The organism is Variovorax boronicumulans, from assembly GCF_029892485.1.
GTDB lineage: Bacteria > Pseudomonadota > Gammaproteobacteria > Burkholderiales > Burkholderiaceae_C > Variovorax > Variovorax boronicumulans_B.
The window spans coordinates 518,858-544,095 of record NZ_JARXVG010000003.1 but is presented as its reverse complement, the minus strand read 5'-3'; the positions used below and the strand labels follow the sequence as shown (position 1 = coordinate 544,095).

Sequence of the window (25,238 nt, the reverse complement as noted above, 5' to 3'; positions counted from 1 at the left end):
GGGTCGCAGACAGTGGGGTCGCCTTTCTTTTGCCTACTTTTCTTTGGCGAAGCAAAGAAAAGTAGGTCGCCCGCCGGGGCGAGACCCGGCCTCGGAAAACAAAACAAATCAATGCGAACGAAGCCCAGCAGCCCGCTTCTCCCCACGCGCCAAAGCCAACTCCTCCACAGCCATCCCCAAAGCCCGAACCCCAGCCGGAATCTGCGAAGCAGCAATAGAAGACAACCGCAGCCGAAAGAACGGACAAGGATACGGAGGCCGAGCAAAGAACACGTCACCCGCCTCGATCAGCACCCCGTGGTTGCGAGCCATAAGAGAAAGCTCGTTCGCATCGACCCAAGTAGGCGCCTGCACCCAGATCGAAGCCCCCCCAGAAGGCAACCGAAACTCGAAATCCGGCAAATGATCCCGCAGCGCCTGCGCAGCAATAGCCAACCTCTCCTGCATCGCATGATTCACCCGCCGCGCATGCGACTCGTGATGCCCCAACGAAAGAAACAACGCATACGCATGCTGCAGGAACGCACTCGGATGCCGCACCATCGCATGCCGGATCAGCCGCAGTTCCTTGATCAACGCCCGAGGCGCCACGATGAACCCCAGCCGCAGCGCAGGCGACAGGCTCTTCGACACCGAGCCCACGTAGATCACCCGCCCCGTCTTGTCGAGGCTCTTCAACGCAGGCATCGGCGCCCCTTCGTACAGGTTCTCCGCCTCGTAGTCGTCTTCGATGATCACGAAGTCCTGCAGCTCGGCCTTGCGCAGCAGCCACTGCCGCCGCTCCAGGCTCAGCGTCGCGGTGGTCGGACTCTGGTGCGAGGGCGTGACGAACATGTAGTCGGCCGCGGGCAACGCATCGACCACGAGGCCGTCTTCATCGACATCCACCTCCACCCACTTGGGCTGCCGCAATGAGAAGCTGTTGCGCGCATGCGGATGCCCGGGCTCTTCGAGACCGACGCGCGTCTGCTCGTCGAACAACGCCTCGGCCAGCAGGTAGTAGGCGTGCTGCGCGCCCATGGTGACGAGGATCTCTTCCTTCAGCGCGAACACGCCGCGCCGGGGCAGGAGGCGGGTGCGGATCTGCTCGATGAGGTCGGGCACGTCGTCGGTCTCGAAGTCCGGCGTCCAGTGCGGCAGCTGCGAGCGGGCCAGGCTGCGCGCGCAGCATTCGCGGAAGTCTTCGGTCGGAAAAAGCTGCGGGTCGTAGTTGCCGTAGACAAAGGGGTAGGGGTAGTCGCGCCATCGGTCGGGCTTGGAGAGCGTGGGCTTGTCGACCAGCGAGCGCAGCACGCGGCCCGGCCAGTCGGGCGGCTGGCTCGCCTGCCCGCTGCGGCCGACCAGCGGCTCCGCATGCACGGCGGACAAGGGGCGCGCATCGAGCGCCACGAACACGCCGCTGCGCGGACGCGCTTCCAGAAAGCCTTCGTCGATCAGTTGCAGGTACGCCGAGGTGACGGTGTTGCGGCTCAGCCCGAGCAGCGCCGCCAGTTCGCGCGACGAGGGCAGCGGCGCGCCGGGCGCCAGGTGCTCTTCGAGGATCGCCTGCACCACGGCGGTTCGCAGGCGCGCCTGCAATGGCAGTGCCGGCTGGTCGGGCAACGCGAACAGCTGCGCCCACTGGGTGGATCGCGGATTCGGGGGCATGGTGCGCCGCAGTTTAGGGCAGGCATCCGCCGGCGTGGCGCTTTGACGGCCTTCTGGCTCGGTCGAATCCCCCCATCTGGACCTATCGCGCCGGCACCCCGCTGCCTAGGCTTGTGCCATTCATTTTTCCGCCCGGAGCTCCCGCGTGACCGACCCGTCTTCCCCTTCAGTGACCACCGACACCCTCGCCGCCTTCAGCGACGCCTGGAACCGCCACGACATCGATGCGCTGATGGGCTTCATGACGCCGGACTGCATCTTCCAGACCGCCGCCGGCCCCGATGCCTGCGGCACGCGCCACACCGGCACCGAGGCCGTGCGCAAGGCCTTCGCGGGCGCGTGGCAGGCGGTGCCCGATGCGCAGTGGGTCAACGGCCGGCACTTCGTGCACGGCGACTTCGGCACCTCGCAATGGACCTTCACCGGCACCGCCGCCGACGGCAGCCGCATCGAGACCGACGGCATCGACGTCTTCACCTTCAGGGACGGAAAGATCCACCTGAAGAACGTGTTCCGCAAGGCCCGGCCGAACCTGCCCGCGGCGAATGCGGCCTAGGCGATACGGCCTTTCTCCTTCACCTGGAGCGCTCTCATGACCAATGCAGCAGGGACCGCCCGATTCACTTCTTCATCTTCCGCCGCCAGCGCCGCATCGATCGACGGCGCCGCCCCCATGCAACCGCCGCAATCCCCTTTTCGCCCCTACGACCCGCAATACGACCCGCTGCTCGCATCCGACCCGGGCGCCGGCCGCGCCTACGCGCCCACGTGGTGGGTGGCGAGCGCGGGCACGCCGCCGGAGGACGACGGCCCGCTGCTGAACGACATCGACGTGGACGTGGCGATCATCGGCTCGGGCGCCACGGGCATGGCGACCGCGCTGTACCTGGCGCAGGAGCACGGCATCCAGGCCACGGTGCTCGAGGCCAACCAGGCCGCCTGGGGGTGTTCGAGCCGCAGCGGCGGGCAAGGCCAGAACGCAAGCGGGCGGCTCAAGCGCTCTCAGTGGATCGAACGCTGGGGCCTGGACACCGCGAAGAAACTCGATGCGGAAATCCGCAGCGGCTTCGAGAACTTTCGCCACCTCACCACGCAGATCGACTGCGATGCCTTCGACGGCGGCCACCTCTACCTGGCACACCGGCCCGAGAAGCTCGTGGGCTTGGAGGCCGAGGCCCGGCTGATGCGCGAGACCTTCGGCTACGCCACGCGGATGATGGGCACCGAGGAACTGCGGCGCGACTACTGCGACGAACGCGAAGCCAAGGGCGCGATGTTCGAGGCCGAGGGCATCGGCATCCATCCGCTGAAGTTCACCTTCGGGCTCCTGCGCCGCGCGCGCGCGCTGGGGGTGACGGTGCACACATCGAGCCCGGTGCAGGGCTGGCACACCATCGACGGCATACACCACCTGCAGACGCCGGCCGGCACGGTGCGCGCGCGCCGCGTGGCGGTGTGCACAGGCGGCTATACGGGGCAGGCGCTCAGCCCGATGCTCAAGAACCGGATCATGCCGATCCTCTCGAACTCGGTGGTGACGCGGCCGCTCAGCGATGCGGAGCTGGCGGCGACCAATTTCAGGTCGCACACCTTCCTGACCGACACGCGCACGCTGCGCTTCTACTACCGGCTGCTCAAGGGCAACCGGCTGCAGATCGGCAGCCGCAGCGCGGTGAGCGGCGCCGATGCCGAGCACCCGGTGCACCTGAAGCTGCTCACCGATGCGATCGCGCGCAAGTTTCCGCCGCTCGCGGGCATCCGCATCGACTACTCGTGGTGGGGCTGGGTCGACATGAGCCACGACATGATGCCGCGCATCACGCAGCCCGATGCGGACAAGAAGATCTGGTACGCGGTGGGCTACGGCGGCAACGGCGTGTCGTTCTCGACCTGGGCCGGCAAGCGGCTGGCCGAGCGCCTGGCGGGCAAGGACGCGGGCAAGGACGTGCTCGAGCTGCCGATCTACCGCTCGCCGCTGCCGTTCCCGAACGTGATGGGGCTGGTCGAGTCGCGCGCGTTCGCGCCGTTCCGGCGCATCGGGCAGCGCGCGCTTTACAAGTGGTATTGGCTGCGCGACGAGAAGTAGTTGATTGAAGGCACCGGCCGTGTCGTGTTGCAATCCGGTGCATGACGACGACCTCTTCTTCTTCTCTCCTCATCCGCCCACCGGTACCCGAAGACTACGCAGGCTGGAAGCCGCTCTGGGACGGCTACAACGCCTTCTACGGCCGCGAGGGCGAAACCGCGTTGCCCGATGCGATCACGCAGGTCACATGGCAGCGCTTCTTCGATGCCTACGAACCGCTGCATGCGCTGGTCGCGGAGCGCGATGGCCAGCTCGTGGGGCTGGCGCACTACCTCTTTCACCGAAGCACCACGCGCATCGAGCCGACCTGCTACCTGTCGGACCTGTTCACGCTGTCATCGGAGCGCGGCCAGGGCGTGGGCCGCCAGTTGATCCAGGGCGTGTACGCGCATGCGCAGCGCGTGGGCGGCCACCGCGTCTACTGGCAGACGCATGTGACCAATACGGCGGGGCGCACGCTCTACGACAAGGTGGCCACGCACGACGGGTTCATCGTGTACGGCACGTTGGTCTGAAGGCTAGGACAGCGATGAAGCCGCCTGCAGCATCGCGCCCATCTTCTCGTGGATCAGGTTCACGGCCTTCAGGGGCCGCAGCATCACCTTGAACTCGGTGATCAGGCCTGCGTCGTTCCACTTGATCATGTCGACGCCGTTGACCGAGATGCCGTCGATCTCGACCTCGAATTCGAGCACCGCATCGCGCTCGCCCTTGAGCTCGCGCACATAGCGGAAGCTGTCGTTGAAGAAGACATGGAAGGCCGCGCCCAGGTACTTTGCGGTGATGGCCTTGCCCAACTGCGGCTTGTGCACCACGGGCGAGAGGAAGACGGCGTCGTCGTCCAGCAAATCGTCCAGGCCTTTGGCGTCGTGCGCCTTGACGAGCCGGTGCCAGGTGGCGAGGGTGTCGATCGACATCAGGGGTCTCCTCAAGCGGTGGTGCGCAAGAGTCTAGCCGCCACGCCGGATCAGTACTTGATGTTGACCCCGGCCTTCACCCCGTTGTTGGCCTTGCCGTCGGAAGACACCCCGCCCGTGAGCGACACGTTGCCGCCCGTGCTGGCGCCCAGCGAGTACACCGGCTTGGGCATGGAGGTGTCGGTGCCGATGTACGTGCCGCTGCCGTCGGGCCGCTGCACGCCGACGGTCGCACCCTTGGTGTAGGCCGAGGTTTCGGTCGAGTTGACGTTGGGCGCCACGTAGACGGTGCCCTTCTCGCTGCTTTCGATGGGCACCTTCACGGGTTCGGCCGTGGCGAAGGAACACCACGCGGCCACGCTCACGCCTACAAGGATCAGTTTGTTCATGCCGCGATCCTGGGGCCAAGCCGCGCGGTGCATGTAGGACGGGAGGAAGCATGCCCGCCGGAGGAAGGGGCCGATGTCGCCCGGCGGCGGTGTAGCCTCGGCGCCCATGGATTCCCTGATCGCCGCCTCCGCCCGCGCCCTGGCCGCCGGCGATGCGCTCGGCGCCCTCAAGCGGGTCGCGCTGCGCGACGATCCGCCGGCGCTGGCTTTGCGCGGCATTGCCATGGCCCAGCTCGGCGAACACCCGCGCGCCCGCGAACTGCTGCGGCGCGCGGCGCGCGGATTCGGCACGCACGAAGAACTGGCACGTGCGCGCTGCGTCGTCGCGGAGGCGGAAGTTGCGATGGCCATGCGCGACCTCGGCGGTTCGCCGCGCGCGCTCGCGGCCGCTGCGGCCACGCTCGAAGCGCATGACGATCTCGCCAACGCGTTGCAGGCGCGGCTGATCGCGGCGCGCAGGCTTCTGCTGCTCGGGCGCCTCGACGAGGCCGCTGCTGCGCTGGCGCTGCTCGATGGACACGCGCTGTCGCCGCCACTCGCCGCCGTGGCCCACCTCACCGCCGCCGAGTTGGCATTGCGCTCGCTGCGCGTCGGCCCTGCGCGCGCATCGCTGGCCCGCGCCCACGAGGCCGCCGGGCGCGCCCGCGTGCCGGCGCTCGCGGCCGAGGTGGAAGAGGCGCAGGCCGCACTCGACCGCCCCGCCGCACGGCGGCTCTTTCCCGGTGGCGAAACGTCGCTGGGCCTGGACGAGGTGGCCGCGCTCCTCGCCTCGGACGCGCTGGTGGTCGATGCGTGCCGCCGCGGCGTGGGGGCCGGCGATGCGTGGCGACCGCTCGCGCGCCGGCCGGTGCTCTTCGCGCTGGCGCGTGCGCTCGCGGAGGCCTGGCCCGGCGATGTCGAGCGCGAAGCCCTGATCGCCAGCGCCTTCAACACCCGCCACCCCGACGAGACACTGCGCGCGCGCCTGCGCGTCGAGATCGGCCGGCTGCGCGCGCTCGTTGCGGCAGAGGCCGGCATCGAGGCCACCGCGCGCGGCTTCGCCCTCAAGCCGCGCGACGGGCGCGAGGTGGTCGTGCTGGCGCCGCCCATCGACGGCGACCAGGCCTCGCTGGTGGCGCTGCTGTCCGACGGCGCGGCCTGGTCGACTTCGGCCCTCGCGCTCGCGCTGGGCGCCAGCCAGCGCACCGTGCAGCGCGCACTGGCTGAGCTGGAGTCCGAGGGACGCGTGCGCGCCATCGGGCGGGCGCGGGCGCAGCGCTGGCTCGCGCCACCGCTCGCGGGATTCACGACGATCTTGTTACTCCCCGCCGCGCTGCCGATTGAATAGAGTTGTCTCCAAGGCGCCGATCCGCGGTGCCTCCCCACAAGGAGCCAACGATGACCAGCAAGACAGACAGCCAGCCCGCCTCGCGCATCGCCGAGATCGTGCGCGAGTACGGTCCCTTCGACGGCGTCGACAAGGTCGGCGGCCTGACGCACGACGGCCAGCGCGTGTGGGCCGCCACAGGGGCCCGGCTGATCGCCTTCGACCCCGGGAGCGGCGAGCACACCCGCACGCTGGACCGCGCCGCCGACGCCGGGACCGCCTTCGACGGCAAGCACCTCTACCAGATTGCCGAGGAGCGCATCGACAAGATCGACCCCGCGACCGGCGACGTGCTGGCGTCGATTCCCGCACCCGGCCACGGCGCCGACTCGGGCCTCACCTGGGCCGAGGGCAGCCTGTGGGTGGGCCAGTACCGCGACCGCAAGATCCACCAGATCGACCCCGCCACCGGCGCGGTGCTGCGCACCATCGAGTCGAACCGCTTCGTCACCGGCGTGACCTGGGTCGACGGCGAGTTGTGGCACGCCACCTGGGAAGGCGACGAGAGCGAGCTGCGCCATATCGACCCCGAGAGCGGCGCCGTGCTCGACCGGCTGGAAATGCCACGCGGCGTGCACATCAGCGGGCTCGAGTCCGACGGGGCCGACCTCTTCTATTGCGGTGGCGGCAACAGCGGAAAAGTCCGCGCCGTGCGACGCCCCAGAGCCGCGCGGGCCTGAGCCCAGCACCCTCGGTGCGCAGGGCAGCGATGCCTTCGCGCTGACAACCCCCTTTCGGTCTGTCGACCGGAGACGAGCGCGCCGACCGCCCGGCGGGTGGCGCCGCGCATGGAAGAACCTCGAACGGCCCATTGGGCCAAGGAGAAATGCATGACCACCACAACCGCCGCCGCAGAAACAGGCACCCTCAAGAACCACCCCGTCGTGTCGAAGGACCGATGGCTCGTCCAGCGCAAGGCGCTGCTGGCGCGCGAGAAAGAGCTGACGCACCTGCGCGACCAGATCGCCAGCGAGCGCCGCGCATTGCCGTGGACGCGCATCGCGAAGGGCTACACCTTCGACGCCCCCGAGGGCCGGCGCACGCTCGCCGATCTTTTCGAAGGCCGCCGCCAGCTGGTGGTGCAGCACTTCATGCTCGGCCCGGAATGGGAACAAGGCTGCCCGAGCTGCTCGTTCATGGCCGACCACATCGAAGGCATGCAGGTGCACCTGGCGAACCGCGACATCACGATGCTGGTCGTCTCGCGCGCGCCGCTGGCCGAGATCGAGCGCTTTCGCCAGCGCATGGGCTGGCGCTTCAAGTGGGTGTCGGCGCACGACAACGACTTCAACTACGACTTCGCCGTGAGCTTCAAGCCGGACGAGTGGGCCGAGGGCCAGGGCGAGGTCTACTACAACTACAGCGTGCGGCCCTTCCCGGCGCAAGAGGCGCCCGGCGTGAGCGTGTTCTGCAAGGACGACGCAGGCGAGGTCTTCCACACCTACTCGACCTACGAGCGCGGCGTCGAAGTGATGATGGGCACCTACAACCTGCTGGACCTCACACCCAAGGGGCGCGACGAGCACAACCCGGTGTATGCGATGGACTGGGTGCGGCACCACGACCGCTACGAACCCGCGCCGGATGTTGCGAAGGCGGCAACGGGTTCTTGCTGCCACGGCGGCGACTGAACGCGCGGGAATGTCATGGCAGACACAGCCTTTTGGCCATGGCTCGCCGTCGCGGGGGTCGGCGCACTTCACGGGCTGAACCCTGCGACCGGCTGGATGCTGGCCGCCGCGTGGGGCGTGCGTTCCGGTGATCGGGCACATGCGCTGCGGGCCCTGATGCCGATTGCGGTCGGGCATGTGGCATCGATTGCGCTAGTCGCTGGGACAGTGGCTTTCGGCCTCTCGATGGATCGCCTGGCGGTGCAGGTGCTCGCGGCCGTGCTGTTCGTCGCTGTCGCGGTGCTTCACCTGTGCGGCCGCACGCCCAAGGCTGCGCATGCGCCGACAGGGCACGCCGGGCTCGCGCTCTGGTCTTTCATGATGTCCACCGCGCACGGTGCAGGGCTGATGCTGGTCCCGGCGCTGATCCCGCTGTGCACGGGCGATGGGCCGGGCCGGGAGGTCACCGCATCGGGGTCATTGATGCTGGCGCTTGCGGCGGTGGGTATTCACACGGCAGCGATGCTCGCCGTGACGGGCCTGATCGCCAGCGGGGTTTGCCGGGGCTTCGACGTGGGCGCCGGCTGGCTTCAGCGATTCATGCCGCCTTCGGCTCCGGCAATATCGCTGTCAACGCAAAGTCGATCAGCCGCAGCCACGTCTCTTCGAGCCCCATGATGTTGTAGTGGTCCGACGCGGGCACGGTCTCCACGGACACCGGCGTCGGCCATGCCGCGATGAGCTTCTGCGAGCGCTCGGGCAGCACCACGTCGTCGCGCTCGGCCAGCAGCACCTGGGTCTTCGCCGCGACTTCCACGCAATGCGTGAGGGAGTCGAAGCGGTTGCGCAGCAGCAGCGACAACGGCACGAGCGGGAAGCGCTTCTTCGCCACTTCCAGCATCGAGTCGTAGGGCGTCACCAGTTGCAGGCTGGCGAACTCCTGCCGCGCCACGAGCTGGATGGCCACTCCCGTGCCCAGGCTGCGGCCGACCACGTGCAGGCGCGCATTCGGGAAGGCCCGGCGCAGGTGCTTTGCGAACTGGGCGCCGTCCTCGACTGAGGCGATCTCCGACGGGTGCCCCTCCGAGTCGGCGACGCCCCGGTAGTTAATCGCGGCGAAGCCGAAGCCTTCCGGCAGCCAGTGCAGCGCCTGCGCGGTGGCGCGAACGTCTTCGCTGCGGCCGGCGAAATAGATGAACAGGTCGCGCACCGCGTCCTCGCCCTGCGGGTGATAGACATACCCGCGGACCATGCCGCCCGGCACCGTGTGCGAGTAGGTGGAAAAGTCGTCCGACAGATGAACGACGGGGTGCTTGCGGGCGTTGAAGAGGATGTGTCCCTGGCGTGTTGCAAGGAGGGTCCAGTAGGCTGCGAGGCTGCCGATGGCAGCCGCCGAAGCGGAGAGCGCAATGCGGGCGACTTTGGATGACAAGATTGATTTCCCTGAGCGGAGGCAAGGCACCAGTGTATGAAAGCCCTCCAGTTTCGCCTCGTTCCTCGGTGTCCTTGTGTCAGGAATTAGTGCCCCGGTGGGTGAGTCGGGTTCTTCTTTCGCGCGCTGGAGGCGCCGGTGACTACTCCGCCGCCTTGCCCCGCAGCTGCGTCTTGAAGCCGCGGTTGTTCTCGAAGGCCACGTCCACCCGCTGCCCGTCGAATCGCAGGGTGTACATCGTCACCTCGTCTTCGCCCAGCACGCGCGAGTCGATGCGAAAGCTCTGCGCGTCGAGCCAGGTGCCCTTGACGGCAACCGGCGCGTTGGTGGCCTTGTCGTTGATGCGGTACAGGCCATCGAGCCCGATCGGTCCGGTGAAAGGCGGCGCGGCCGCGCCGGCATCGCGGCCGTCGAACACGATCTCGTAGCTCGGCGTGGCCGCCTTCAGGTCGAGCATCAGGCGACTCACGCCCAACGCATTGCGATCGAACTGCCAGGCCTTGCCGGAAATCGCTGCCGCCAGCTCGGGCGTGGGACCGACGGCACTGGGCTTCTCGACGGATGCATCGCGAATGCGATCGGCCAGTTGCGCCTGTGCAGCGGTGTCCGCGGGCAGTGGCTCGGCCGAGCGCGCGGCCGCGGTGATCGTGTCGATGAGCGGCACCATCCGGAAGTTCTGCCGGCTCGTGGTCACGGCGACCACGTCGACCTCGGGCAGCACGATGATCAGTTGCCGGTTGTAGCCCGCCGCAATGTAGGCGCGCTTCTCCGGAATGGTCCACCAGCCATTGGCGTAGCTGTGGGCCGGCGTCGCGCCGAAGCCCATGTCGACCGATGCCTTGAACACCTGCTCCACCCATTCGGCAGGCAGCAGCTGCCGGCCTGCCCACTGGCCCTTGCGCAGGTAGAGGTAGCCGATCTTCGCCATGTCGCGCGGCTGCAGGTAGAGGCCGAAGCCGCCGGCCTCGATGCCCTGCGGGTCCTTGATCCAGCGCACGTCGGCAATGCCCAGCGGCTCGAACAGGCGCTTGTGCGCATAGGCCAGCGTGCTGCCGCCGGTCTTCTTCGCGACGATGGCCGACAGCAGGTGCGAGTTGCCGCTGTTGTAGTTGAAGCCGCTGCCGGGCGCCTGCGCCATCGGGCGGTCGAGCACGAAGCCCTGCCAGTCGCGGCTGCGGCGCATCTGGATCAGGCTTTCGGGCACGCTGGCGTCGAGCTTCTCTTTCCAGTCGAGGCCGGAGGTCTGGTCGAGCAGGTGGCCGAGGGTGATCGACTTCTTGGCTGCATCGGCGTTGGCCACCGTGCGATCGGAAAAGAACTCGAGCATGGGCTGGTTGCGCGAGGCCAGCAGGCCGTCTTGAATTGCCATGCCGGTGAGCGTTCCGACGACGGCCTTGGTGACGGAGTTGACCGCATGCTTGAGGCCTGCGCGGTACGGCGCGTAATAGGCCTCGGCGACAAGCTTGCCGTGGCGCGTGATGAGGATGCTGTCCAGGCCGTTTGCCTCGCCACGTTCGACCAGCCTGGCGAGCGCCGCCGAGTCCATGCCTTGTGCTTCGGGCGTGCTGGCGGCCCAGCCTGCGGTGGGCTCGTCGGCCAGCGCGGCCTTCAGCGGCAGGGCTGCGAGCAGCAAGGCGGTTGCGAGGTGGGCCAGTGAAGAAACTGTCTTTCCGTGCACGCGCATCGCCGGTCTCCGCAGTTGTTTGGCGCCGATCATATCGACGCGCTACCTGCCCGGCCTCTCGGCCATCGCCATGCGCGCGGCCGCGCCCGATCAATGCCGCGATTCGTTGCAGCGCCTCAGTTCGGTGCAAGCGGCGTCGAACTGCACGTAGTACGCATCGATGAACGCTTCCTCGTCCGCCGCCATGTCGAGCAGCGCCGAGAGCACGCCGATTTTTTGTGCGCGGGCAAAGGCCGCAAGGTCTTCGATCGCGGTCTCGTGCACGTCTTCCAGCGCATCGAGAGAACCCGCGTTCTTCACGGCGTAGTCGAGGGCCCACATGCAATAGATCGCATGCTCGGAGGCCGAGAGCGAGGCCTCGCCTTGCTCCGTTCTCTTCTCGATGATTTCGTCACCCGCCTCCAGCAACCAGGTTTCCATATCGTCCATATCGTCCGCAGCGCTCATGGCCTCATTTGTCCTTCTTGTCGATGGCCAGGGACAGCGCCATGCCCAGCGCGAGCCCCATGCCGATTTCCATGCCGATGTTGTCCATCACCAGACCGATGGCAACGCCCCCGACCAAGCCCGTGCCGATGCCCAGGCTCTTGGGTTTCACCGACGCAGTTTATTCACTGGCGCCGCGCGAAAAACGTATTCTTTGGCAACAGACCTCCGTCGCAAAGGGCCATGACGCGCCGACAGCGTCCTAGAGCTCCTGCTCGGGAATGAACGGCGCGAGCAGGCGCAACCGCAGGCGCTGCCACGCGGTGGTTTCGGGCGGCACGTCGTACACCGTCTGCTTGCCGTCGTCGTCTTGCTCGACCCATTCGACCTTGTGGCCATCGGCGCCCAGGCGCAGCGTGTAGCCGCTGCCCGCATCGGCAAAGCTGTCGAGCTGCCGCGCCATTTCCTCGCTCTGGATGATGATGCCCAGTTCGGTGTTGAGCTTCGCCGAACGCGGGTCGAGATTCATCGAGCCGAGGAACACCTCCTTGTGATCGAGGATCGCGTTCTTCATGTGCAGCGCGCCGGTGCGGTGCCCGAAGATGCCGAGCTTGCGGCGCTTGACGCTCAGCGACGGGCTGATCTCGTAGATGGTGACGCCCGCGGCCAGCAGCGCCTTGATGTGCGGCCAGTAGCCCACATAGACCCAGGGCTCGTCGGTCGATGCCAGCGAGTTGGTCACCAGCTCCACGCCGAGGCCGGCCTTGCGCGCCCGCACCAGGTTGGACACCGCGTCCTCGCTCGGCACGAAATACGGCGACACCAGCTTGATGTTCCTGTCGGCCCCCATGAGCCACTGGATCACGCCTTCGGTGACGGTGCCCTTGATCGAGCCTTCGCGTTCGTTCAGCCCTTGTGTCTTCGAGAGCGGATCGAACAGCACCCGCGCGTTGGCCCACAGCAGCGGGCTCAGCTGGGCCTTCGCCAGCTTGAACGGAAGGTTGAGCATGGGCACGAACTCGAGCGGCACCAGCGCCGGATCGCCCGCACTCGGATGCAGCGGCTTGCCGTCCTGCGGCATCTCGGTGGCTTCGGGGGGTCTGGCGGTCGCGGTCTGGCGCTCGAAGTTGTCTTGCAGCTGCGTGCGGTTCAACGTGCTGTGCGCGATGCGCTCCAGCGGATACACGACCTCGCTGTTCCAGTAGTGGTCGAACTCGGCGGACAGCTCGCGCACCACCGGCCCGGCCACGAAGGTGTCCATGTCGATGAAGTTGCTGCCCTCGGCATTCATCACGTACTCGTCGGCCATGTTGCGGCCGCCGGTCACGGCCGCCGCGTTGTCCGCGACGAAGAGCTTGTTGTGCATGCGCCGGTTCACGCGGCGAAACTCCAGGCCGGAACTGATGAAGCGGGTGGCCTGGCTGCCGCGGCCACCCGGAAACGGGTTGAACAGGCGCACCTCGACGTTGGGATAGCTGGCAAGGCCCAGCAGCAGATCGTCTTCGCCGGAGGTGTAGAGGTCGTCGACCAGCAGGCGCACGCGAACGCCGCGCGCTGCCGCGTCGCGCATCGCGCGCATCAGGGTGCGGCCAGTGTTGTCGCCCTGCAGCAGGTAGTACTGGAGGTCGAGGCTGCGAGTGGCGAGTTTCGTCAGCGCGATGCGCGTGGCGAAGGAATTGGGTCCGTACGGCTGCAGGCGGAAACCCGAGCGGCCATCGGTGGGGAGCACTTTTGCGTGATGGCGGCCAGCGGCGTCTGTGCGTAGTCGCCGATGGCGGTGGTCGGCGGTGTGGAGGTCTGCGGAGGCAGGCTGGAGCACGCTGCAAGCACGACCGCGAAGACCAGGGCCACGGTCGAACGAAGCACCGACCGGGCGTGAATTCGCGACAGAGCCGATGCGCGGCCACGAGCGAGGAAATCCGGAAGCATCTTGATCGCCATACTTTTTCCTTTCCCGTGCCGGAATCGCGAACTACGCGGCCGTCTCGAAGAAGGCGAGCTTTCGAGTCCGGGGCAATGCCTTGACCTTGAGTTCCGCCCGCAATGCAGCCCCCTTGTCAGGATAGACGCGGGCGGCAAGCACGCGCAACGGTGGACGCGCACGCGTGAACTTCGCGCCCAGCCCGAAGACATGCTGGAAGAAGCGCTGCTCCACATCGATCGCGATGCCCGCGTAGTACACGCCGCCTTCGCACTCCAGCAGATAGAGCCAATACGGCACGGGCGTGGGTGCGGGCTGAGGGTCTGGCAAGGTTCGGGGCACGGCCGGATTGTGCAGCGACAATCTTGGCATGGCTCAAGGCAAACGCATCTCGGCAGACATCGACAGCGACGCCCTCCAGGCGATCAGGCACATGGGCGCACAGGCCAAGCTGGCGCGCACGCGTGCCGGCGAAGGCCAGTCGGCCGCCGCCGCACGACTGGGCGTGCACGTGCAGACGATCGCGCGGATCGAATCGGGCGAGCCGGGCGTTGCCATCGGGCACGTGCTGGGCATGCTGGCGCTCTATGGCATCGGGACGAAGCTGCTGCTGGCGGACGGCGACCTGCCCGCACCGTGAGCTCGCGGGGGAAGTCTCAGGCCTCGCCGCAGAGCGCTCCCGTCACTGCCGAATGCTAGGCTCGCGCTCCTGCATACACACACCAGCATGGGAGTTCGAACATGGGCACGTGGTCTACCGAAAGCTTTGGCAATGACGATGCATTGGATTGGTTCGGCGAATTGCAGGAAGCCCCGAGCGCCCTGCCCTTCATCCAGGAAACGCTGACTTCGGGCTCGACGGAAAGCGTCATCGCCGCCGGTGCGGTTCTGGCATTGCTCGACGGAAAAGACAGCGCCGACGTTCATCCGGACGTCATCGCCTGGTGCGCTGGAAAGGAAACACCGCCGGCCTCGCTGAAGCAAGCCGCCATCGATGCGATCCAGGCCGTCATCGACGACCCGGAAGCGGATGGGCACGACACCTGGGCGGAGTTGGGCGAAGACGATGAAGACTATCTTGCGTGGCTCTCGAGCCTGAAGAGCATTCAGGCCCGGCTTCGGTAGGGGCCCGCTCGTCCGGCCCGATTCACGACGATCTTGTTACTCCCTCCTCGCGCCCCCGCTCGAATAGATTGGCCATCACGCCACACGGCACCAGGCCAAGGCGACCACGGCCATGAAAGGACAAGACACATGAACCAGGCTTACACCGGCGGTTGCGCATGCGGCGCGATCCGCTTCGAGGTATCGGGCGAGCCGATCTTCCAGAACCACTGCCAGTGCCGCGACTGCCAGCGCAAGAGCGGCACCGGCCACGGCTCTTACCTCACCTTCGCTCGCGGCGGCGTGAAGCACAGCGGCGAGGCGACGCTGTGGGACATGGTGGGCGACAGCGGCAACGTCAAGACCCGCGCGTTCTGCCCGACCTGCGGGTCGCCCGTGTACATGACCTTCGCCGCGATGCCCGACGTGTTCACCGTGCATGCCGCGAGCCTGGACGACCCCGGGCGCTATCGGCCCCAGGCCGTCACCTACGGCGTGCACGGGCATGCATGGGATTTTCTGGACCCGGCACTGCCGAAGTTCGACCGGATGCCACCGATGTGAAGTTGCCCCGGTATGCCTGCGTTGTCGAGCGCGGCATATCGATCGCACGCAGCGGCGCCCATCGGTCGACCTTCACGGCCAGCCATGAAATGGCAAATCCCATGCTTCTTTCTGGGTGTGTTCAGGCCATCGGCTTGGCGGTGGGGTCGCTGTCGTTCGCAAGTTGCGCTTCGATGGCCGCCTTGTCGATGACGGACCAGACGTTCGCAATCCTTTCATCGAGGAATTCATAGAACACGTTCTCGGTGAAAAAGATTCTTCGGCCGTTCACGGGCAGCCCGAGAAACACGCCTTTCGGGGAGCAGTCGAACTGCAGCCGGCTGGCGATATGCGGCGGCTCGGCGACGAGCAACCGGATGTCGAAGTGCAGATCGGGGATCTCGTCGCAGTCTCTCTCCAGCATCTCGCGATAGCCGGACAGGCCGATGCGCCGGCCGTTGTAGTGGGCCTCGGCGTGAACGAAGCTGCCAAGACTCGGCCAATCCCGCGCGTTCAGGCAGGCGATGTAGCTTCGGTAGATGCTGGGCAGGTCGGACCCGGTCATGGCGATTCCTTTCTCGAGCGGGTGTTCGGCACGGCAAAAGAATGGCCGATTGCGGCCGCCGCGGCAAGTGCATCGGCCAGCCGCACGTCGGCGCGCGTTGCCCGATGCGGCATACTCCCACCCCCCAAACCCGCCACGAACCCACCCGCATGGACAAGGAAGTCGACCCCCACGTACTCACCGTCATCGATGAGATGCGACTCTCAGGACCCCGGCTCACGCCGGTCGAGATCGTCGCCAAGATGGGGGTGTTCGACGCGCGGGACAAGCCGTTCGACCAGGCCTGGCTGGCGACCGGCGACAACGTGATCGCCACCATCTGGGCGGAGTACGTGAGCATCGGCGCCGGCGGCCGCTGGTTCTGCCTCGAATCGCTCGATACGCAGCTTCGCGCCGGCGGCGGCGCACGCACCGCCTTCCAGGTGCAGCGCGCCAAGGATCGCCTCGCCCTGCTCAAGCGGACCTTCGACGCAGGCCAGGGCTTCCGCGCCGTGCTGCAGACCAACCGGGTCGCCATTGCCGAACTGGAAAGCAACAAGGCCGCGAAGGTGTCCACCCGCGTGCGCGACGACGCCGAATGGCACGTTGCCAGCTGGGAGCCCGAGCAGCAACTCGCGGTGCTGGTCCGCGGCCCGCGCGGCTGGGTTCCCGATGAGGCGGAGGTGAAGGCGGCCATGGCGAAGGGCAGCGTGCCGGTCGTGGCCGAGGCCGAGCCGGACGTCGCGGCGCCTCCTGCGCCGGCTTCGAGCGAAGAGGTCCAGGCCGCAGCCATGGACTACGTGATGCGCCACTTCAAGGGCTACGGCTACAACGCCGAAGACCTGACAGGCAAGAACATCGGCTACAGCGTCGAGGTGTCGAATGCAAAGGGCGCAACGCTGCTGCGCGTGGTGGTGAAAGGCACCTCCACCGGGTCACCCAGGTTCCAGCTCACGAGCGAAGAACAGGCCTGCTCGGTGCGCGAGCCGCTCTGGCGGCTGCTGGTGGTCGCCGATGCGGGCACCCCGATTGCGCAGCACAAGATCTACAAGCCTTCGGAAATGAGCCAGGCGCCTGGGTTCGAGGCGTTGGGTTAGACGTTCTCAGAGCGTCTCCCAGACCTGCACCAGCCCCAGCAGGTGCACAAGGCCGAACACGAGGCAGATGGCCGAGCTCCACACCCAGAAGGCGCTCAGGCGCCGCCGGTCGAACACGAACAGTGCCACGGCCACGAGCCCGCGCAACAGGTAGACGGCGGTGATCGCGGGCAGCACGAAAACCAGCAATGGCAGCGGCTGCAAAACCCCAGCACCGGAGAGCGCATAGGCGGCCCAGGTCGCCAGCACGCCCGCGATCAGCAGCGTGAGGACGGGCGGATACCAGTGCCCGGCCGCCGCGCCCGCAGCCATGCGCTCGCCCGCTCCGAAGAACCGGTACCACGCAGGCCCGCCGAAGATGACGCAGATGTGCAGCAGCGCGGCGATGGCGCTAAGCGCTGCGCCGACGATCAGAAAGATGTTGGGCGTCATGTGGGATTTCCGATGTGTTCGCGTGCACGCACGGTATCGCGTGTCGGGCCGAAGGCGCCGAAATGCACCGGCAGGCCGCCGAGTTCTTCGACGTGCTCTACCCACGCCTGCGCGGTGGCGACAGGGTGCGGCTCATAAAGCGGCTGCGCGGCTTGCAGCAATTGGGTCAATGCGTGCTGATGGTCGAGATCTGGCGCGTCACTGACCGGCAGTGATGCGACGCTGGCGCCGCCGATGGTGCGGTAGCCGGTGCACCAGCGCAGGTCCGCGCCCTCGACGGCATCGAGGTGACTCACCACCAGTCCGTCCAGCGATCCGGCCGCAGCGAGCGCATAACGCAGCAGCACCGCATCGGGATGCCCGCGGCGGAACGCGCCCTGCCAGCCTTCGTCTGCGTTGTGCGGTTCGGCGAATCGCGCATCGAGTGCCCGGTCGTGCGTGGGCAGCGGACCAGGGCCGTGGCGCGTGAGATAGCTGCGCAGCACGCCGAGGTGCTGCACAGTCGCGTTGATGCCCGCGTCATGCAGCACGGCTTCGACAGCGGCTGTGGAAATGGTGCTCCACGTGGTGTGCGGATGAAAGCCGCGCCATTCGTCGAGCAACACGCCTTGCGCGCCTTCGAACAGCACGGTGCCGGGCCGCGCGAGCCTTGCAGCGATGGCATCGGCGCTTGCGGGCGGCGACAGGCGGACACAAGGCTCTGCGACGTCGAGCCAGCGCCCGGCGAGCGAGTCGTCATCGAGCAACGCCAGCTCCTGCGCGGCCTCGGGATGCAATGGCGCCATGTTCGCGAACTCGCGACGCAGTGCCGTGCGCGAAGCCTCCAGCTTTTCCAGCGCACGCGCGCGATGCGGCAGGTCGCCGTAGCGCAGGGCATCGCCGGGCGCAGCCAGCGCCTGCCGCACCGTCTCGCCGACGCCCACCCCGCAGCTGCCATGCGCCGCCGCGCCCCTCGCCCATTCGCGCAGCCGGCCCGCAGCCTGATGGAACGGCGTGGTCACGCGGCAGCGCGCATCGATCAACAAACGCGCAAACGCATCGGCCACGCCCACGCGGCGCAGCGCCTCTTCCTCGACACGCAGCGCCGTCGGATGCACCACCACCGGGCTCGCAAGCACCGTCGCCACGCCCGCACGAAAACTGCCGGCACCGAATTGCGAGAAGGTGTGGTGCCGCCCATCGGCCAGCACCACGTTGTGGCCGGCCTGCGCGCCGCCGTTGAAGCGCACCACCGTGTGCGCCTGCCACGCGCCGCACAGGTGATCGGTGAAGAGGCCCTTGCCGCAGTCCCCGAAGCCCAGGCCCAGCAGCGAGACGTAGCGCGTGGCCGCGGTGGTGGTCACACGCCGTTCAGCCGAAGAGCCGCTTCCACCACGAAGACCGCGGCCCGCTCGCGGCCGGTGGCGCGCGGCGCGGCGCGGTCGGGTCGAGCAGCGCGGCATACGCATCGAGCGCGTGCAGCACACCACCGACACGCTCCTTGGCCATGCCGGTCGCGCTCATCACCCTGGCAAGGCCATCGAGGTTGGGCACGGCCTTCTCGGTCAGCGCGACGATGCCAGCCGCCACGGCGCAGGCGTCGTCGGGCGAGTCCATGCAGATGACGTGATCGCCAAGCAGTTCGCGCCAGCGCGGCTCGCAGCGGCGGCGGCGCTGGGCGTCGGGAATCAGAAAGAACAGGTTCGTGGTCTCGGCCGCGGCGGCGATGACTTCCTCGATGGGAATGTCCTCGTCGAGCTTCTCGCCGATGAGGCCTTCGATCTGGTGGCGCGAGACGGCGGGGTACGGCAGCTCGTCGCCGGTCACGAACAGGTAGCCGCGCTTCTTGCGCTTGACCCAGCAGTCCATGTCGGTGTGCTGCGCCATCACGTAGAAGGCCAGCTCGTAGCTCTCTTCGCCGCTGCCGCCCCCACCGCCTTCGAGGTAGCTCCAGGTAAGCCACTGGTCCATGAGGTTGGCGGTCGATTCGAACTGTCCCACCTGCAGCGGCGCGCGGTCAGAAGTCGCGTCGCCGATGGCCATGAACATGAGCTGGGGATCGGCCACGCCGCAGTCCGTCAGCAGCTTCATGAAGGTGGGCAGCTCGCGGCGCGCGAGGGTCTGCGGAATGTCGCCCATCGAGCCGGTGACATCGAGCGCGAACACGATGCCCAGCGAATTGGGATGGTCCGCGTTGTCGCGCGATTCGCGCACCTTCAGGCCGTGCGGGTTCATCAGCGCATGCGTGGCCGTTTGCGTGAACACCTCGGCGCCGGGCTTGGCGGCGCGGTCGGCGATCAGCGCCGTGTGGGCGGCGTGCGAGTAGTTTCCGTAACCCATGAATGGCTCCTTGGCGTGTCAGGCGCCGACGCGCGGCGCGGGATCGAAGTGAACGAACTGCGGTGCGCCGAAGGCTTCGCGCGATGCAGCAGAGAGGGCCTGCTCGATGCCCTGCGCGCCGAGGCGTTCGCAGAAAGCAGTGTCTTCGCTGCACTGGCGCAGCAATGCGGCGAGCGGCGCGGGCGTGCGCGCGCCGAAGCCAGGGTCACCGGCCGCGCCGCCGTGCAGCACTGCGCGCACGGTCCAGGCGGTCTGCGCGAGGTCACGCGCCGCGGCGGCGGCATGCGCGAAGCCCGAGGCCTGCCGCGCCTGCGACCAGCCGATGATCAGCACGCCATGGTCGCGCGGATGCACGAGCGCATGCGCGGGCGAAAGATCGCGGTGCGCCCATCCTGCCCCGTGCACGAAGGCCAGCACCTCGAGCATGCGGCGCCAGATCCAGACGGCGTGGCGCGCGTCGATGCCTTGCGGGTTGGCTTGCTGCACGTCCTGCAGGCTGCCCCAGAAACCGGTCGGATGACGCAGCACCAAGGCCTGTCGCTTGCCGTCGCCAAGGCCTTCGGCGATGCCCGTGCCCAGCGGCTGCGGCAGGCGGCGCGTGAAGTAGGCGGCGCCCGGAATGGACAGGCTTTGGAGTGCCTGCAGCACCGCACCCTCGCGCAACAACACATCGTTGTCCGATGCCTCGCGCGCGAGCTTCAAGGTGACGCGTTCAGGCACTGCGCCGAGCCGCTCGGCGAACAGCACTTCGCTGTGTTCGCCGATGCCCAGCGGCGCCAGCACGCGGTAGCGCGTGCCGCGCCATTGCACGATGCGCCCCCCGCCCACATCCGCATTGGCACGCCGCAAGGCCGCGCGGAAGCTCTCGCGCTCCACCGTTTCCTCGCCGCGCGTGATGGTGGCGCCGCAGTAGCTGCAGTTGACGGTGCGCCAGCGCGCGGCGCGCGGCAGGGGCGCGGAGCATTGGGGGCAGCTCAGTGCGAGCAACGACAGCATGGCCGTGCCCGGCTAGTCTTCGCTCGGCGCCGCGGGGTCGGGCAAAGCCAGCACGCGGTCGATGCGGCGGCCTTCGAGCGCGGCGATCTCGAAGATCCATCCCGCGCAATCGATGCGTTCGCTCACCGCAGGCAGGCGGCCCGACACCGACATCAGCAAGCCGGCCACCGTGTTGTAGCGGCCACGGTCCTCTTCGGGCAGCTCGCGGATGCCCAGGCGCGCGCGCAGCTCCGACACGGGCATCAGGCCATCGAGTTCCCACACGCCGTCGGGGCGCTCGCGCGCCCAGGCGTCGGTCTGCATGCCGGGCTGCAGTTCGCCGGTGATGGCTTCGAGCAGGTCGCGCGGGGTCATGAGGCCCTGCACCACGCCGTATTCGTCGACCACGAACACCAGGCGGCCGGCGCGGGCGCGGAACTGTTCGAGCAGCTCCATGCCGGTGAGCGTCTCGGGCACGAACACGGCGGGCGTGGCTTCCTGGCCGAGCACGCCCTTGTGGGCGGAACCCAGGCGCAACAGGTGCGCCACGCTGATCACGCCGACCACGTCGTCGAGCGAGTTGCGGCAGACCGGATACCACGAGTGCACGAGGTTGAGCGCCGCCGCATCCGCCACCTTCTGCAGGGCCTGCGACACGGTGTTGGAGGCGTCGAGCCATTCGATGTCGGCGCGCGGGATCATCAGTGACGAGAGGCGCCTGTCATCGAGGTGAAACACGTTGCGCACCATCTGGTGCTCGTGCTGCTCGATCACGCCGGCGTCCACGCCTTCTTCGAGGCTGGCGGAAATTTCTTCTTCGGTCACCGAGCGCGCCGCGTTGGCATCGATGCGCAGCACCTTGAGCATGGTGGCGGTGGCGCCGGCCAGCAGCCACACGAAGGGCTTGGCGCCCTTGGCCAGGCCGCGCATCGGGCGCGACACCCAGCGCGCCACCGGCTCGGGATACAGCTGGCCGATGCGCTTGGGCACCAGCTCGCCGAAGATGATGGTGAAGAAGGTGATGCAGGTCACCACCACCGCGGTGGAGACGATGCTGGCGGTGCCCGCGCCCGTGCCCATTTTTTCCATCCAGACGGCGAGCGGCGCGGCAAAGGCCGCTTCGCCCACGATGCCGCTCAGCATGCCGATCGAGGTGATGCCGATCTGCACCGTCGAGAGGAATTGCGTGGGCGACTCCATCAGCTTGAGCGCGGCGGCGGCGCCGGTGTCCCCCGTTTCGGCCAAGGCTGCGAGGCGTGCGCGCCGGCTGGTTGAAAGGGCCATTTCGGACATTGCGAACACCGCATTGAGGGTGGTCAGCAAGGCCAGCAGGAGGACATCCATGAACGGGGGGAGAGAATGAGGGAATGTCACTTTACTGTATCGGCGACGTGCAGGGCTGCGACCCTGCCCTCGGGCGGCTGCTCGGCGAGATCGATTTCTCCCCCAGCCGCGACACCCTCGTGCTGCTCGGCGACCTGGTCAACCGGGGCCCAGACTCGGCCGCCGTGCTGCGCCGCGTGCAGGGCTACGGCGCCTCGGCGCTGAGCCTCCTGGGCAACCACGACCTGCACCTTCTGGGCGTGGCGCACGGCGCGCGCAAGGCCGGCCGCAAGGACACGCTGGCGGACCTCCTGGCCGCGCCCGACAGCGAGGCCATGCTCGACTGGGTGCGAAACCAGCACATGGCGCTGCACATGCAGATCGGCCAGGGCGACAAGGCAGGCGACCTGCTGATGGTCCATGCCGGCGTGCTGCCGCAGTGGTCGGTCGGCGACACGCTCGCGCTGGCGTCGGAAGTCGAATCGGTGCTGCGCGGGCCTGCGCTCGGCGACTTCCTGCTCACCATGTACGGCGACGAACCGGCGCAGTGGAGCGACACGCTCACCGGCAGCGCGCGCCTGCGCGTGATCGTCAACGCGCTCACGCGCCTGCGCTACTGCACGCCCGTGGGCCAGATGGAATTCGAGACCAAGGACGGCGCGATCCCCGCGCCCGAGGGCCTCTTGCCGTGGTTCGACGTGCCGGGCCGAAAGACCGCCAGGGCCACCGTCGCCTTCGGCCACTGGTCCACGCTCGGCTGGCTGTCGCGGCCCGACCTGCTCTCGACCGACACCGGCTGCGTGTGGGGCGGGTGCCTGAGCGCGGTGCGCATCGGCGCGACGCTGGACGAGCGCGAGCTGATCCAGGTCAAGTGCGAAGCGGCGCAGAAGCCCGGCAAGCAGGCGTGACGGACGCCGCTTCCTCGGGGCTCAGAACCCGTGCGTCATCAGCGCGTAGACCGTCTGCACGCCGGTCACGTAGTTGCCCATGCGCAGGTTTTCGTTCGCGGCATGCTGGTTGTTGTCGGCGTTGACCAGCGGAATGATCGCAAAGGGCACCTGCAGCACGCGCACGATCTCCGCCGTCGGCACGGTGCCGCCCATCATGCGGATGCGCACCGGCGCGGGCGTGGCGCCGAAGGTGTCGGTCAGCGCCTTGTAGGCCCATTGCCCGATCGGTGAGTTGATCGGCGAGCCCGCCGCATCGGCGCCCTCGCTGCGGTAGGAGAAGCTCGCGATCTTGTCGTAGCGGGCGCGTTCCTCGTCCGTCGGCGCGCCCTTCACGAGGTGGTAGCCCTGCTTGACGATGTGCGCCTCGATCAGCTTGCCGAGGTAAGGCGCGTCGGAATCGGGCGTGGTGCGCAGGTCCATCTCGGCCTCGGCCTTGTCGGGTACGATATTCGCCACCTTGTCGCCCACTGCTGCCGAAGCCATGCCGCGCACGTTCAGCGAGGGGTACTGCATCGCCTCCTGGTAGTTGGCGCCGACCTTGTCGGTTTGCGCGATGCCCAGGCGCCGCTTGAGCGCCACCTCGTCGTCGGGCACGGCGGCCATGATCTTGCGGTCGGCCTCGCCGATCTTCACGCGGTCGTAGTAGCCCGGAACGGTCACCCGACCCGTGTCGTCCTTCATTGAGGCCAGCAGGCTGGCCAGCCGCTGGGCCGGGTTGGGTGCGTAGTTGCCGTAGTGCCCGCTGTGCAGCGGCACCTTGGCGCCGTATACCGTGAGCCGGGCATCGGCCGCGCCGCGGTTGCCGAACACCAGCGTGGGCCGGTTGGTCGCGTGCATGGGGCCGTCGTGGATCACGATGGCGTCGCTGCGCAGCAACTCGCGGTGCGCCTGCATGACCTGGCTGATCGAGGGCGACCCCTTTTCTTCCTCGCTGTCCAGGATCACCTTGACGTTGACCGCCGGCTGCCCGCCGCCAACCTTCAGCGCATCGATGGCGGCCAGCAGCATCATGATCGGGCCCTTGTCGTCGGCCGAGGCCCGGCCGAACACGCGCCACTCGGGGTCCAGCGGGCCGCTGAAAAGCGGGGCTGAATCGATCTCTTCCCAGTCGCCCTTGTCCGTCTTGCGCTTGAGCACGGGCGTCCACGGGCTCTTTTGCGCCCACTGCGCGGGAATCACGGGCTGGCCATCGAGGTGCATGTAGAACAGCACGGTCTTTCGGGCGGGATCGCTGCCCGGGAACTCGGCGTAGAGCATCGGCTTGCCGTTGTTGGGCAACTGCTGCGTCGTGAAGCCGCGCTTGCGGAAGGCCTGCTCCAGCCAGTCGACGTTCTTGCGGATGTCCTCCGGCACGGTGGCATCGTTGGGCAGGGCCAGCAGTTCGAAGTATTCGCGGTAGGTGGCCTGCGCATGCCGCTCGGCGAGGGCCGGCGAGAGTTCGGCGGCCTGCGCGAGGCCGTGGCCCAGGAAAAGAAAGGCCGCGGGCACCAGCGCGAACATGCGGTGGCCACGACGGATTGGACGAGGGGAAAGGGAGGGTGTGAAATCGATGGACATGGGTGGCAAAAGGGGGAAGAGCAGAACGGCGAAAAATGCGGGATGTCCGCCCAGCATAGAAAGCTGCGGGGATTTCAACAATCGCCGATTTCCTCAACCACTCGCATTTCCTGTGCCTGCGGCGGCCTCTCAGTTCGCGCGAGGCAGCCGGAACTTGTCCAACGCCATGCGCTGCCTGCCCTCTGCATCGAAATTCTCCGGCGCGAGCCAGCGATCGAACGCCTTGCGCAAAACAGGCCATTCGCTGTCGATGATCGCGAACCACGCTGCGTCGCGGCTGCGGCCCTTGTAGATGCTGTACTGCCGGAACAGGCCCTCGGCCTGGAAGCCCAGGCGGCCTGCCGCTCGCTTGGAGGGCTCGTTGAAGTTGTCGCACTTCCATTCGTAGCGCCGGTAGCCCAGCACCTCGAAGACGAGCTTCATCAGCAGGTACTGCGCCTCAGTGGACATCGGCGTGTGTTTCAGCAGCGGCGAGAAATTGACATGGCCGACCTCGATCACGCCGTTGGCGGCGTCGATGCGCATCAGCGACAGCGTGCCGACGGCCTGCCCGCTCTGCCTGTCGATGACGGCGAAGTGCAGCGGGTCGGTGCTTTGCGCAAGGCGCTCGACATGGGCGCGCATGGCGCTCAGGTCGGCGGGCCGCTCGACGCCCAGGTAGGTCCAGTCGCGGCCGTCGGGGGCCTGCGCGTAGGCGGCGTGCAGGTCGTCGGCGTGCTTCCCGGCGTTCACCGGCTCGAGCGTGCAGTAGCGGCCTTCGACGGGCTCGCGCGGCGGCAGCGGGCGGGCGCTCCATCCGGGCATGAGAGGGCCGAGGGACTGGCCGAATTCGTTGTGGCGGGCTGGCATGGAGTGAAGAGTCTTTCAGGCGCAAAGAGTCGGCGATGCCGGAGACCGGTAAAGTACGCCCGCCGTG

The 25,238-nt window shown here is 67.8% G+C and carries 29 protein-coding genes; 12 read left to right on the top strand and 17 right to left on the bottom strand.

Features of this window, described 5'->3' with window-relative positions; genetic code table 11:
• Positions 1 to 108 precede the first annotated feature (108 nt).
• Entirely contained in the window at positions 109 to 1,647 is a 1,539-nt protein-coding gene (locus tag M2282_RS10435; RefSeq protein WP_280808700.1) for a PLP-dependent aminotransferase family protein, read from the bottom strand.
• 145 nt (positions 1,648 to 1,792) lie between these two features.
• Here M2282_RS10435 and M2282_RS10430 point away from each other — a divergent pair, with 145 nt between their 5' ends.
• The 3 genes from M2282_RS10430 to M2282_RS10420 all read left to right on the top strand — a co-directional run bounded on the left by M2282_RS10430 (position 1,793) and on the right by M2282_RS10420 (position 4,248).
• Positions 1,793 to 2,203 carry a nuclear transport factor 2 family protein gene (locus tag M2282_RS10430; protein WP_280808699.1) on the top strand — a complete coding sequence of 137 codons (411 nt, stop codon included), beginning with the start codon at positions 1,793 to 1,795 and terminating at the stop codon, positions 2,201 to 2,203.
• 117 nt (positions 2,204 to 2,320) lie between these two features.
• The gene (locus tag M2282_RS10425; RefSeq protein WP_280808722.1) at positions 2,321 to 3,733 is read left to right on the top strand and encodes an NAD(P)/FAD-dependent oxidoreductase; all 1,413 of its coding nucleotides are present in this window, start codon (positions 2,321 to 2,323) and stop codon (positions 3,731 to 3,733) included.
• 41 nt (positions 3,734 to 3,774) lie between these two features.
• A complete protein-coding gene (locus M2282_RS10420; protein WP_280808698.1) occupies positions 3,775 to 4,248 on the top strand; it encodes a GNAT family N-acetyltransferase in 474 nt (157 codons plus the stop codon).
• 3 nt (positions 4,249 to 4,251) lie between these two features.
• Here the strand turns inward: M2282_RS10420 and M2282_RS10415 are convergent, their stop codons facing one another.
• Complete coding sequence (locus M2282_RS10415; RefSeq protein WP_280808697.1) at positions 4,252 to 4,650, bottom strand: nuclear transport factor 2 family protein; 399 nt, start codon at positions 4,648 to 4,650, stop codon at positions 4,252 to 4,254.
• Positions 4,651 to 4,700: 50 nt separating this feature from the next.
• Positions 4,701 to 5,039: a hypothetical protein gene (locus tag M2282_RS10410; RefSeq protein WP_280808696.1), complete on the bottom strand. Its 339-nt coding sequence runs from the start codon at positions 5,037 to 5,039 to the stop codon at positions 4,701 to 4,703.
• A gap of 106 nt (positions 5,040 to 5,145) precedes the next feature.
• On the opposite strand from M2282_RS10410, the gene M2282_RS10405 reads away from it, so the two are divergent.
• The 4 genes from M2282_RS10405 to M2282_RS10390 all read left to right on the top strand — a co-directional run bounded on the left by M2282_RS10405 (position 5,146) and on the right by M2282_RS10390 (position 8,693).
• Positions 5,146 to 6,366 carry a helix-turn-helix domain-containing protein gene (locus tag M2282_RS10405; protein WP_280808695.1) on the top strand — a complete coding sequence of 407 codons (1,221 nt, stop codon included), beginning with the start codon at positions 5,146 to 5,148 and terminating at the stop codon, positions 6,364 to 6,366.
• A gap of 50 nt (positions 6,367 to 6,416) precedes the next feature.
• Positions 6,417 to 7,085, top strand: a complete 669-nt coding sequence (locus tag M2282_RS10400; protein ID WP_280808694.1) for a PQQ-binding-like beta-propeller repeat protein — start codon at positions 6,417 to 6,419, stop codon at positions 7,083 to 7,085.
• A 150-nt stretch (positions 7,086 to 7,235) separates the two neighbouring features.
• The gene (locus tag M2282_RS10395) at positions 7,236 to 8,036 is read left to right on the top strand and encodes a DUF899 domain-containing protein (RefSeq protein WP_280808693.1); all 801 of its coding nucleotides are present in this window, start codon (positions 7,236 to 7,238) and stop codon (positions 8,034 to 8,036) included.
• A gap of 15 nt (positions 8,037 to 8,051) precedes the next feature.
• Entirely contained in the window at positions 8,052 to 8,693 is a 642-nt protein-coding gene (locus tag M2282_RS10390; RefSeq protein WP_280808692.1) for a hypothetical protein, read from the top strand.
• Here the strand turns inward: M2282_RS10390 and M2282_RS10385 are convergent.
• From M2282_RS10385 to M2282_RS10360, 6 genes are all read right to left on the bottom strand, one after another.
• The gene (locus M2282_RS10385; protein ID WP_280808691.1) at positions 8,614 to 9,447 is read right to left on the bottom strand and encodes an alpha/beta hydrolase; all 834 of its coding nucleotides are present in this window, start codon (positions 9,445 to 9,447) and stop codon (positions 8,614 to 8,616) included. The genes M2282_RS10390 and M2282_RS10385 overlap by 80 nt on opposite strands.
• 142 nt (positions 9,448 to 9,589) lie before the next feature.
• Complete coding sequence (locus M2282_RS10380; RefSeq protein WP_280808690.1) at positions 9,590 to 11,131, bottom strand: serine hydrolase domain-containing protein; 1,542 nt, start codon at positions 11,129 to 11,131, stop codon at positions 9,590 to 9,592.
• Positions 11,132 to 11,221: 90 nt separating this feature from the next.
• Positions 11,222 to 11,578, bottom strand: a complete 357-nt coding sequence (locus M2282_RS10375; RefSeq protein WP_280808689.1) for a hypothetical protein — start codon at positions 11,576 to 11,578, stop codon at positions 11,222 to 11,224.
• 4 nt (positions 11,579 to 11,582) lie between these two features.
• Entirely contained in the window at positions 11,583 to 11,729 is a 147-nt protein-coding gene (locus M2282_RS10370) for a hypothetical protein (RefSeq protein ID WP_280808688.1), read from the bottom strand.
• Positions 11,730 to 11,819: 90 nt separating this feature from the next.
• A complete protein-coding gene (locus tag M2282_RS10365) occupies positions 11,820 to 13,286 on the bottom strand; it encodes a phospholipase D family protein (RefSeq protein ID WP_280808687.1) in 1,467 nt (488 codons plus the stop codon).
• A 243-nt stretch (positions 13,287 to 13,529) separates the two neighbouring features.
• The gene (locus tag M2282_RS10360; RefSeq protein WP_280808686.1) at positions 13,530 to 13,820 is read right to left on the bottom strand and encodes a GIY-YIG nuclease family protein; all 291 of its coding nucleotides are present in this window, start codon (positions 13,818 to 13,820) and stop codon (positions 13,530 to 13,532) included.
• Positions 13,821 to 13,848: 28 nt separating this feature from the next.
• Here M2282_RS10360 and M2282_RS10355 point away from each other — a divergent pair, with 28 nt between their 5' ends.
• From M2282_RS10355 to M2282_RS10345, 3 genes are all read left to right on the top strand, one after another.
• The gene (locus tag M2282_RS10355; RefSeq protein WP_280808685.1) at positions 13,849 to 14,118 is read left to right on the top strand and encodes a helix-turn-helix transcriptional regulator; all 270 of its coding nucleotides are present in this window, start codon (positions 13,849 to 13,851) and stop codon (positions 14,116 to 14,118) included.
• A 101-nt stretch (positions 14,119 to 14,219) separates the two neighbouring features.
• Entirely contained in the window at positions 14,220 to 14,603 is a 384-nt protein-coding gene (locus tag M2282_RS10350; RefSeq protein WP_280808684.1) for a DUF4259 domain-containing protein, read from the top strand.
• A 129-nt stretch (positions 14,604 to 14,732) separates the two neighbouring features.
• Complete coding sequence (locus M2282_RS10345) at positions 14,733 to 15,146, top strand: GFA family protein (RefSeq protein ID WP_280808683.1); 414 nt, start codon at positions 14,733 to 14,735, stop codon at positions 15,144 to 15,146.
• 121 nt (positions 15,147 to 15,267) lie between these two features.
• Here M2282_RS10345 and M2282_RS10340 read toward each other — a convergent pair whose 3' ends face one another.
• Complete coding sequence (locus M2282_RS10340; protein ID WP_280808682.1) at positions 15,268 to 15,690, bottom strand: ester cyclase; 423 nt, start codon at positions 15,688 to 15,690, stop codon at positions 15,268 to 15,270.
• Positions 15,691 to 15,839: 149 nt separating this feature from the next.
• Between M2282_RS10340 and M2282_RS10335 the strand changes: the two genes are divergently transcribed.
• Positions 15,840 to 16,766 carry a hypothetical protein gene (locus tag M2282_RS10335; protein ID WP_280808681.1) on the top strand — a complete coding sequence of 309 codons (927 nt, stop codon included), beginning with the start codon at positions 15,840 to 15,842 and terminating at the stop codon, positions 16,764 to 16,766.
• Positions 16,767 to 16,772: 6 nt separating this feature from the next.
• Here M2282_RS10335 and M2282_RS10330 read toward each other — a convergent pair whose 3' ends face one another.
• Genes M2282_RS10330 through M2282_RS10310 form a run of 5 tightly spaced genes read right to left on the bottom strand, consistent with a single transcriptional unit; the run spans position 16,773 to position 21,836 of the window.
• Entirely contained in the window at positions 16,773 to 17,198 is a 426-nt protein-coding gene (locus M2282_RS10330; RefSeq protein ID WP_280808680.1) for a hypothetical protein, read from the bottom strand.
• Positions 17,195 to 18,541 carry an adenylosuccinate synthetase gene (locus M2282_RS10325; RefSeq protein ID WP_280808679.1) on the bottom strand — a complete coding sequence of 449 codons (1,347 nt, stop codon included), beginning with the start codon at positions 18,539 to 18,541 and terminating at the stop codon, positions 17,195 to 17,197. The genes M2282_RS10330 and M2282_RS10325 overlap by 4 nt, the downstream gene beginning before the upstream one ends.
• Before the next feature lie 7 nt (positions 18,542 to 18,548).
• Positions 18,549 to 19,517 (bottom strand): VWA domain-containing protein, encoded by a 969-nt coding sequence (locus M2282_RS10320; RefSeq protein WP_280808678.1) that lies wholly within the window; start codon positions 19,515 to 19,517, stop codon positions 18,549 to 18,551.
• Positions 19,518 to 19,535: 18 nt separating this feature from the next.
• Positions 19,536 to 20,513: a protein kinase family protein gene (locus M2282_RS10315; RefSeq protein ID WP_280808677.1), complete on the bottom strand. Its 978-nt coding sequence runs from the start codon at positions 20,511 to 20,513 to the stop codon at positions 19,536 to 19,538.
• A 12-nt stretch (positions 20,514 to 20,525) separates the two neighbouring features.
• A complete protein-coding gene (locus tag M2282_RS10310) occupies positions 20,526 to 21,836 on the bottom strand; it encodes a hemolysin family protein (protein ID WP_280808676.1) in 1,311 nt (436 codons plus the stop codon).
• Between the two features lie 23 nt (positions 21,837 to 21,859).
• Between M2282_RS10310 and M2282_RS10305 the strand changes: the two genes are divergently transcribed.
• A complete protein-coding gene (locus tag M2282_RS10305) occupies positions 21,860 to 22,723 on the top strand; it encodes a symmetrical bis(5'-nucleosyl)-tetraphosphatase (protein WP_280808675.1) in 864 nt (287 codons plus the stop codon).
• Between the two features lie 21 nt (positions 22,724 to 22,744).
• Here the strand turns inward: M2282_RS10305 and M2282_RS10300 are convergent, their stop codons facing one another.
• Together M2282_RS10300 and M2282_RS10295 are read right to left on the bottom strand one after the other, a co-directional pair.
• Positions 22,745 to 24,322 (bottom strand): M20/M25/M40 family metallo-hydrolase, encoded by a 1,578-nt coding sequence (locus M2282_RS10300; RefSeq protein ID WP_280808674.1) that lies wholly within the window; start codon positions 24,320 to 24,322, stop codon positions 22,745 to 22,747.
• Between the two features lie 129 nt (positions 24,323 to 24,451).
• Complete coding sequence (locus M2282_RS10295) at positions 24,452 to 25,171, bottom strand: GNAT family N-acetyltransferase (protein WP_280808673.1); 720 nt, start codon at positions 25,169 to 25,171, stop codon at positions 24,452 to 24,454.
• Between the last annotated feature and the right edge of the window lie 67 nt (positions 25,172 to 25,238).

Coding starts and splice junctions, on each gene's coding strand:
- M2282_RS10335 (WP_280808681.1), top strand. CDS start 15,840: ATGGACAAGGAAGTCGACCCCCACGTACTCACCGTCATCGATGAGATG.
- M2282_RS10420 (WP_280808698.1), top strand. CDS start 3,775: ATGACGACGACCTCTTCTTCTTCTCTCCTCATCCGCCCACCGGTACCC.
- M2282_RS10410 (WP_280808696.1), bottom strand. CDS start 5,039: ATGAACAAACTGATCCTTGTAGGCGTGAGCGTGGCCGCGTGGTGTTCC.
- M2282_RS10405 (WP_280808695.1), top strand. CDS start 5,146: ATGGATTCCCTGATCGCCGCCTCCGCCCGCGCCCTGGCCGCCGGCGAT.
- M2282_RS10375 (WP_280808689.1), bottom strand. CDS start 11,578: ATGAGCGCTGCGGACGATATGGACGATATGGAAACCTGGTTGCTGGAG.
- M2282_RS10435 (WP_280808700.1), bottom strand. CDS start 1,647: ATGCCCCCGAATCCGCGATCCACCCAGTGGGCGCAGCTGTTCGCGTTG.
- M2282_RS10425 (WP_280808722.1), top strand. CDS start 2,321: ATGCAACCGCCGCAATCCCCTTTTCGCCCCTACGACCCGCAATACGAC.
- M2282_RS10315 (WP_280808677.1), bottom strand. CDS start 20,513: ATGCTGTCGTTGCTCGCACTGAGCTGCCCCCAATGCTCCGCGCCCCTG.
- M2282_RS10320 (WP_280808678.1), bottom strand. CDS start 19,517: ATGGGTTACGGAAACTACTCGCACGCCGCCCACACGGCGCTGATCGCC.
- M2282_RS10345 (WP_280808683.1), top strand. CDS start 14,733: ATGAACCAGGCTTACACCGGCGGTTGCGCATGCGGCGCGATCCGCTTC.
- M2282_RS10395 (WP_280808693.1), top strand. CDS start 7,236: ATGACCACCACAACCGCCGCCGCAGAAACAGGCACCCTCAAGAACCAC.
- M2282_RS10330 (WP_280808680.1), bottom strand. CDS start 17,198: ATGACGCCCAACATCTTTCTGATCGTCGGCGCAGCGCTTAGCGCCATC.
- M2282_RS10340 (WP_280808682.1), bottom strand. CDS start 15,690: ATGACCGGGTCCGACCTGCCCAGCATCTACCGAAGCTACATCGCCTGC.
- M2282_RS10355 (WP_280808685.1), top strand. CDS start 13,849: ATGGCTCAAGGCAAACGCATCTCGGCAGACATCGACAGCGACGCCCTC.
- M2282_RS10350 (WP_280808684.1), top strand. CDS start 14,220: ATGGGCACGTGGTCTACCGAAAGCTTTGGCAATGACGATGCATTGGAT.
- M2282_RS10295 (WP_280808673.1), bottom strand. CDS start 25,171: ATGCCAGCCCGCCACAACGAATTCGGCCAGTCCCTCGGCCCTCTCATG.
- M2282_RS10305 (WP_280808675.1), top strand. CDS start 21,860: ATGTCACTTTACTGTATCGGCGACGTGCAGGGCTGCGACCCTGCCCTC.
- M2282_RS10390 (WP_280808692.1), top strand. CDS start 8,052: ATGGCAGACACAGCCTTTTGGCCATGGCTCGCCGTCGCGGGGGTCGGC.
- M2282_RS10415 (WP_280808697.1), bottom strand. CDS start 4,650: ATGTCGATCGACACCCTCGCCACCTGGCACCGGCTCGTCAAGGCGCAC.
- M2282_RS10310 (WP_280808676.1), bottom strand. CDS start 21,836: ATGGATGTCCTCCTGCTGGCCTTGCTGACCACCCTCAATGCGGTGTTC.
- M2282_RS10380 (WP_280808690.1), bottom strand. CDS start 11,131: ATGCGCGTGCACGGAAAGACAGTTTCTTCACTGGCCCACCTCGCAACC.
- M2282_RS10400 (WP_280808694.1), top strand. CDS start 6,417: ATGACCAGCAAGACAGACAGCCAGCCCGCCTCGCGCATCGCCGAGATC.
- M2282_RS10300 (WP_280808674.1), bottom strand. CDS start 24,322: ATGTCCATCGATTTCACACCCTCCCTTTCCCCTCGTCCAATCCGTCGT.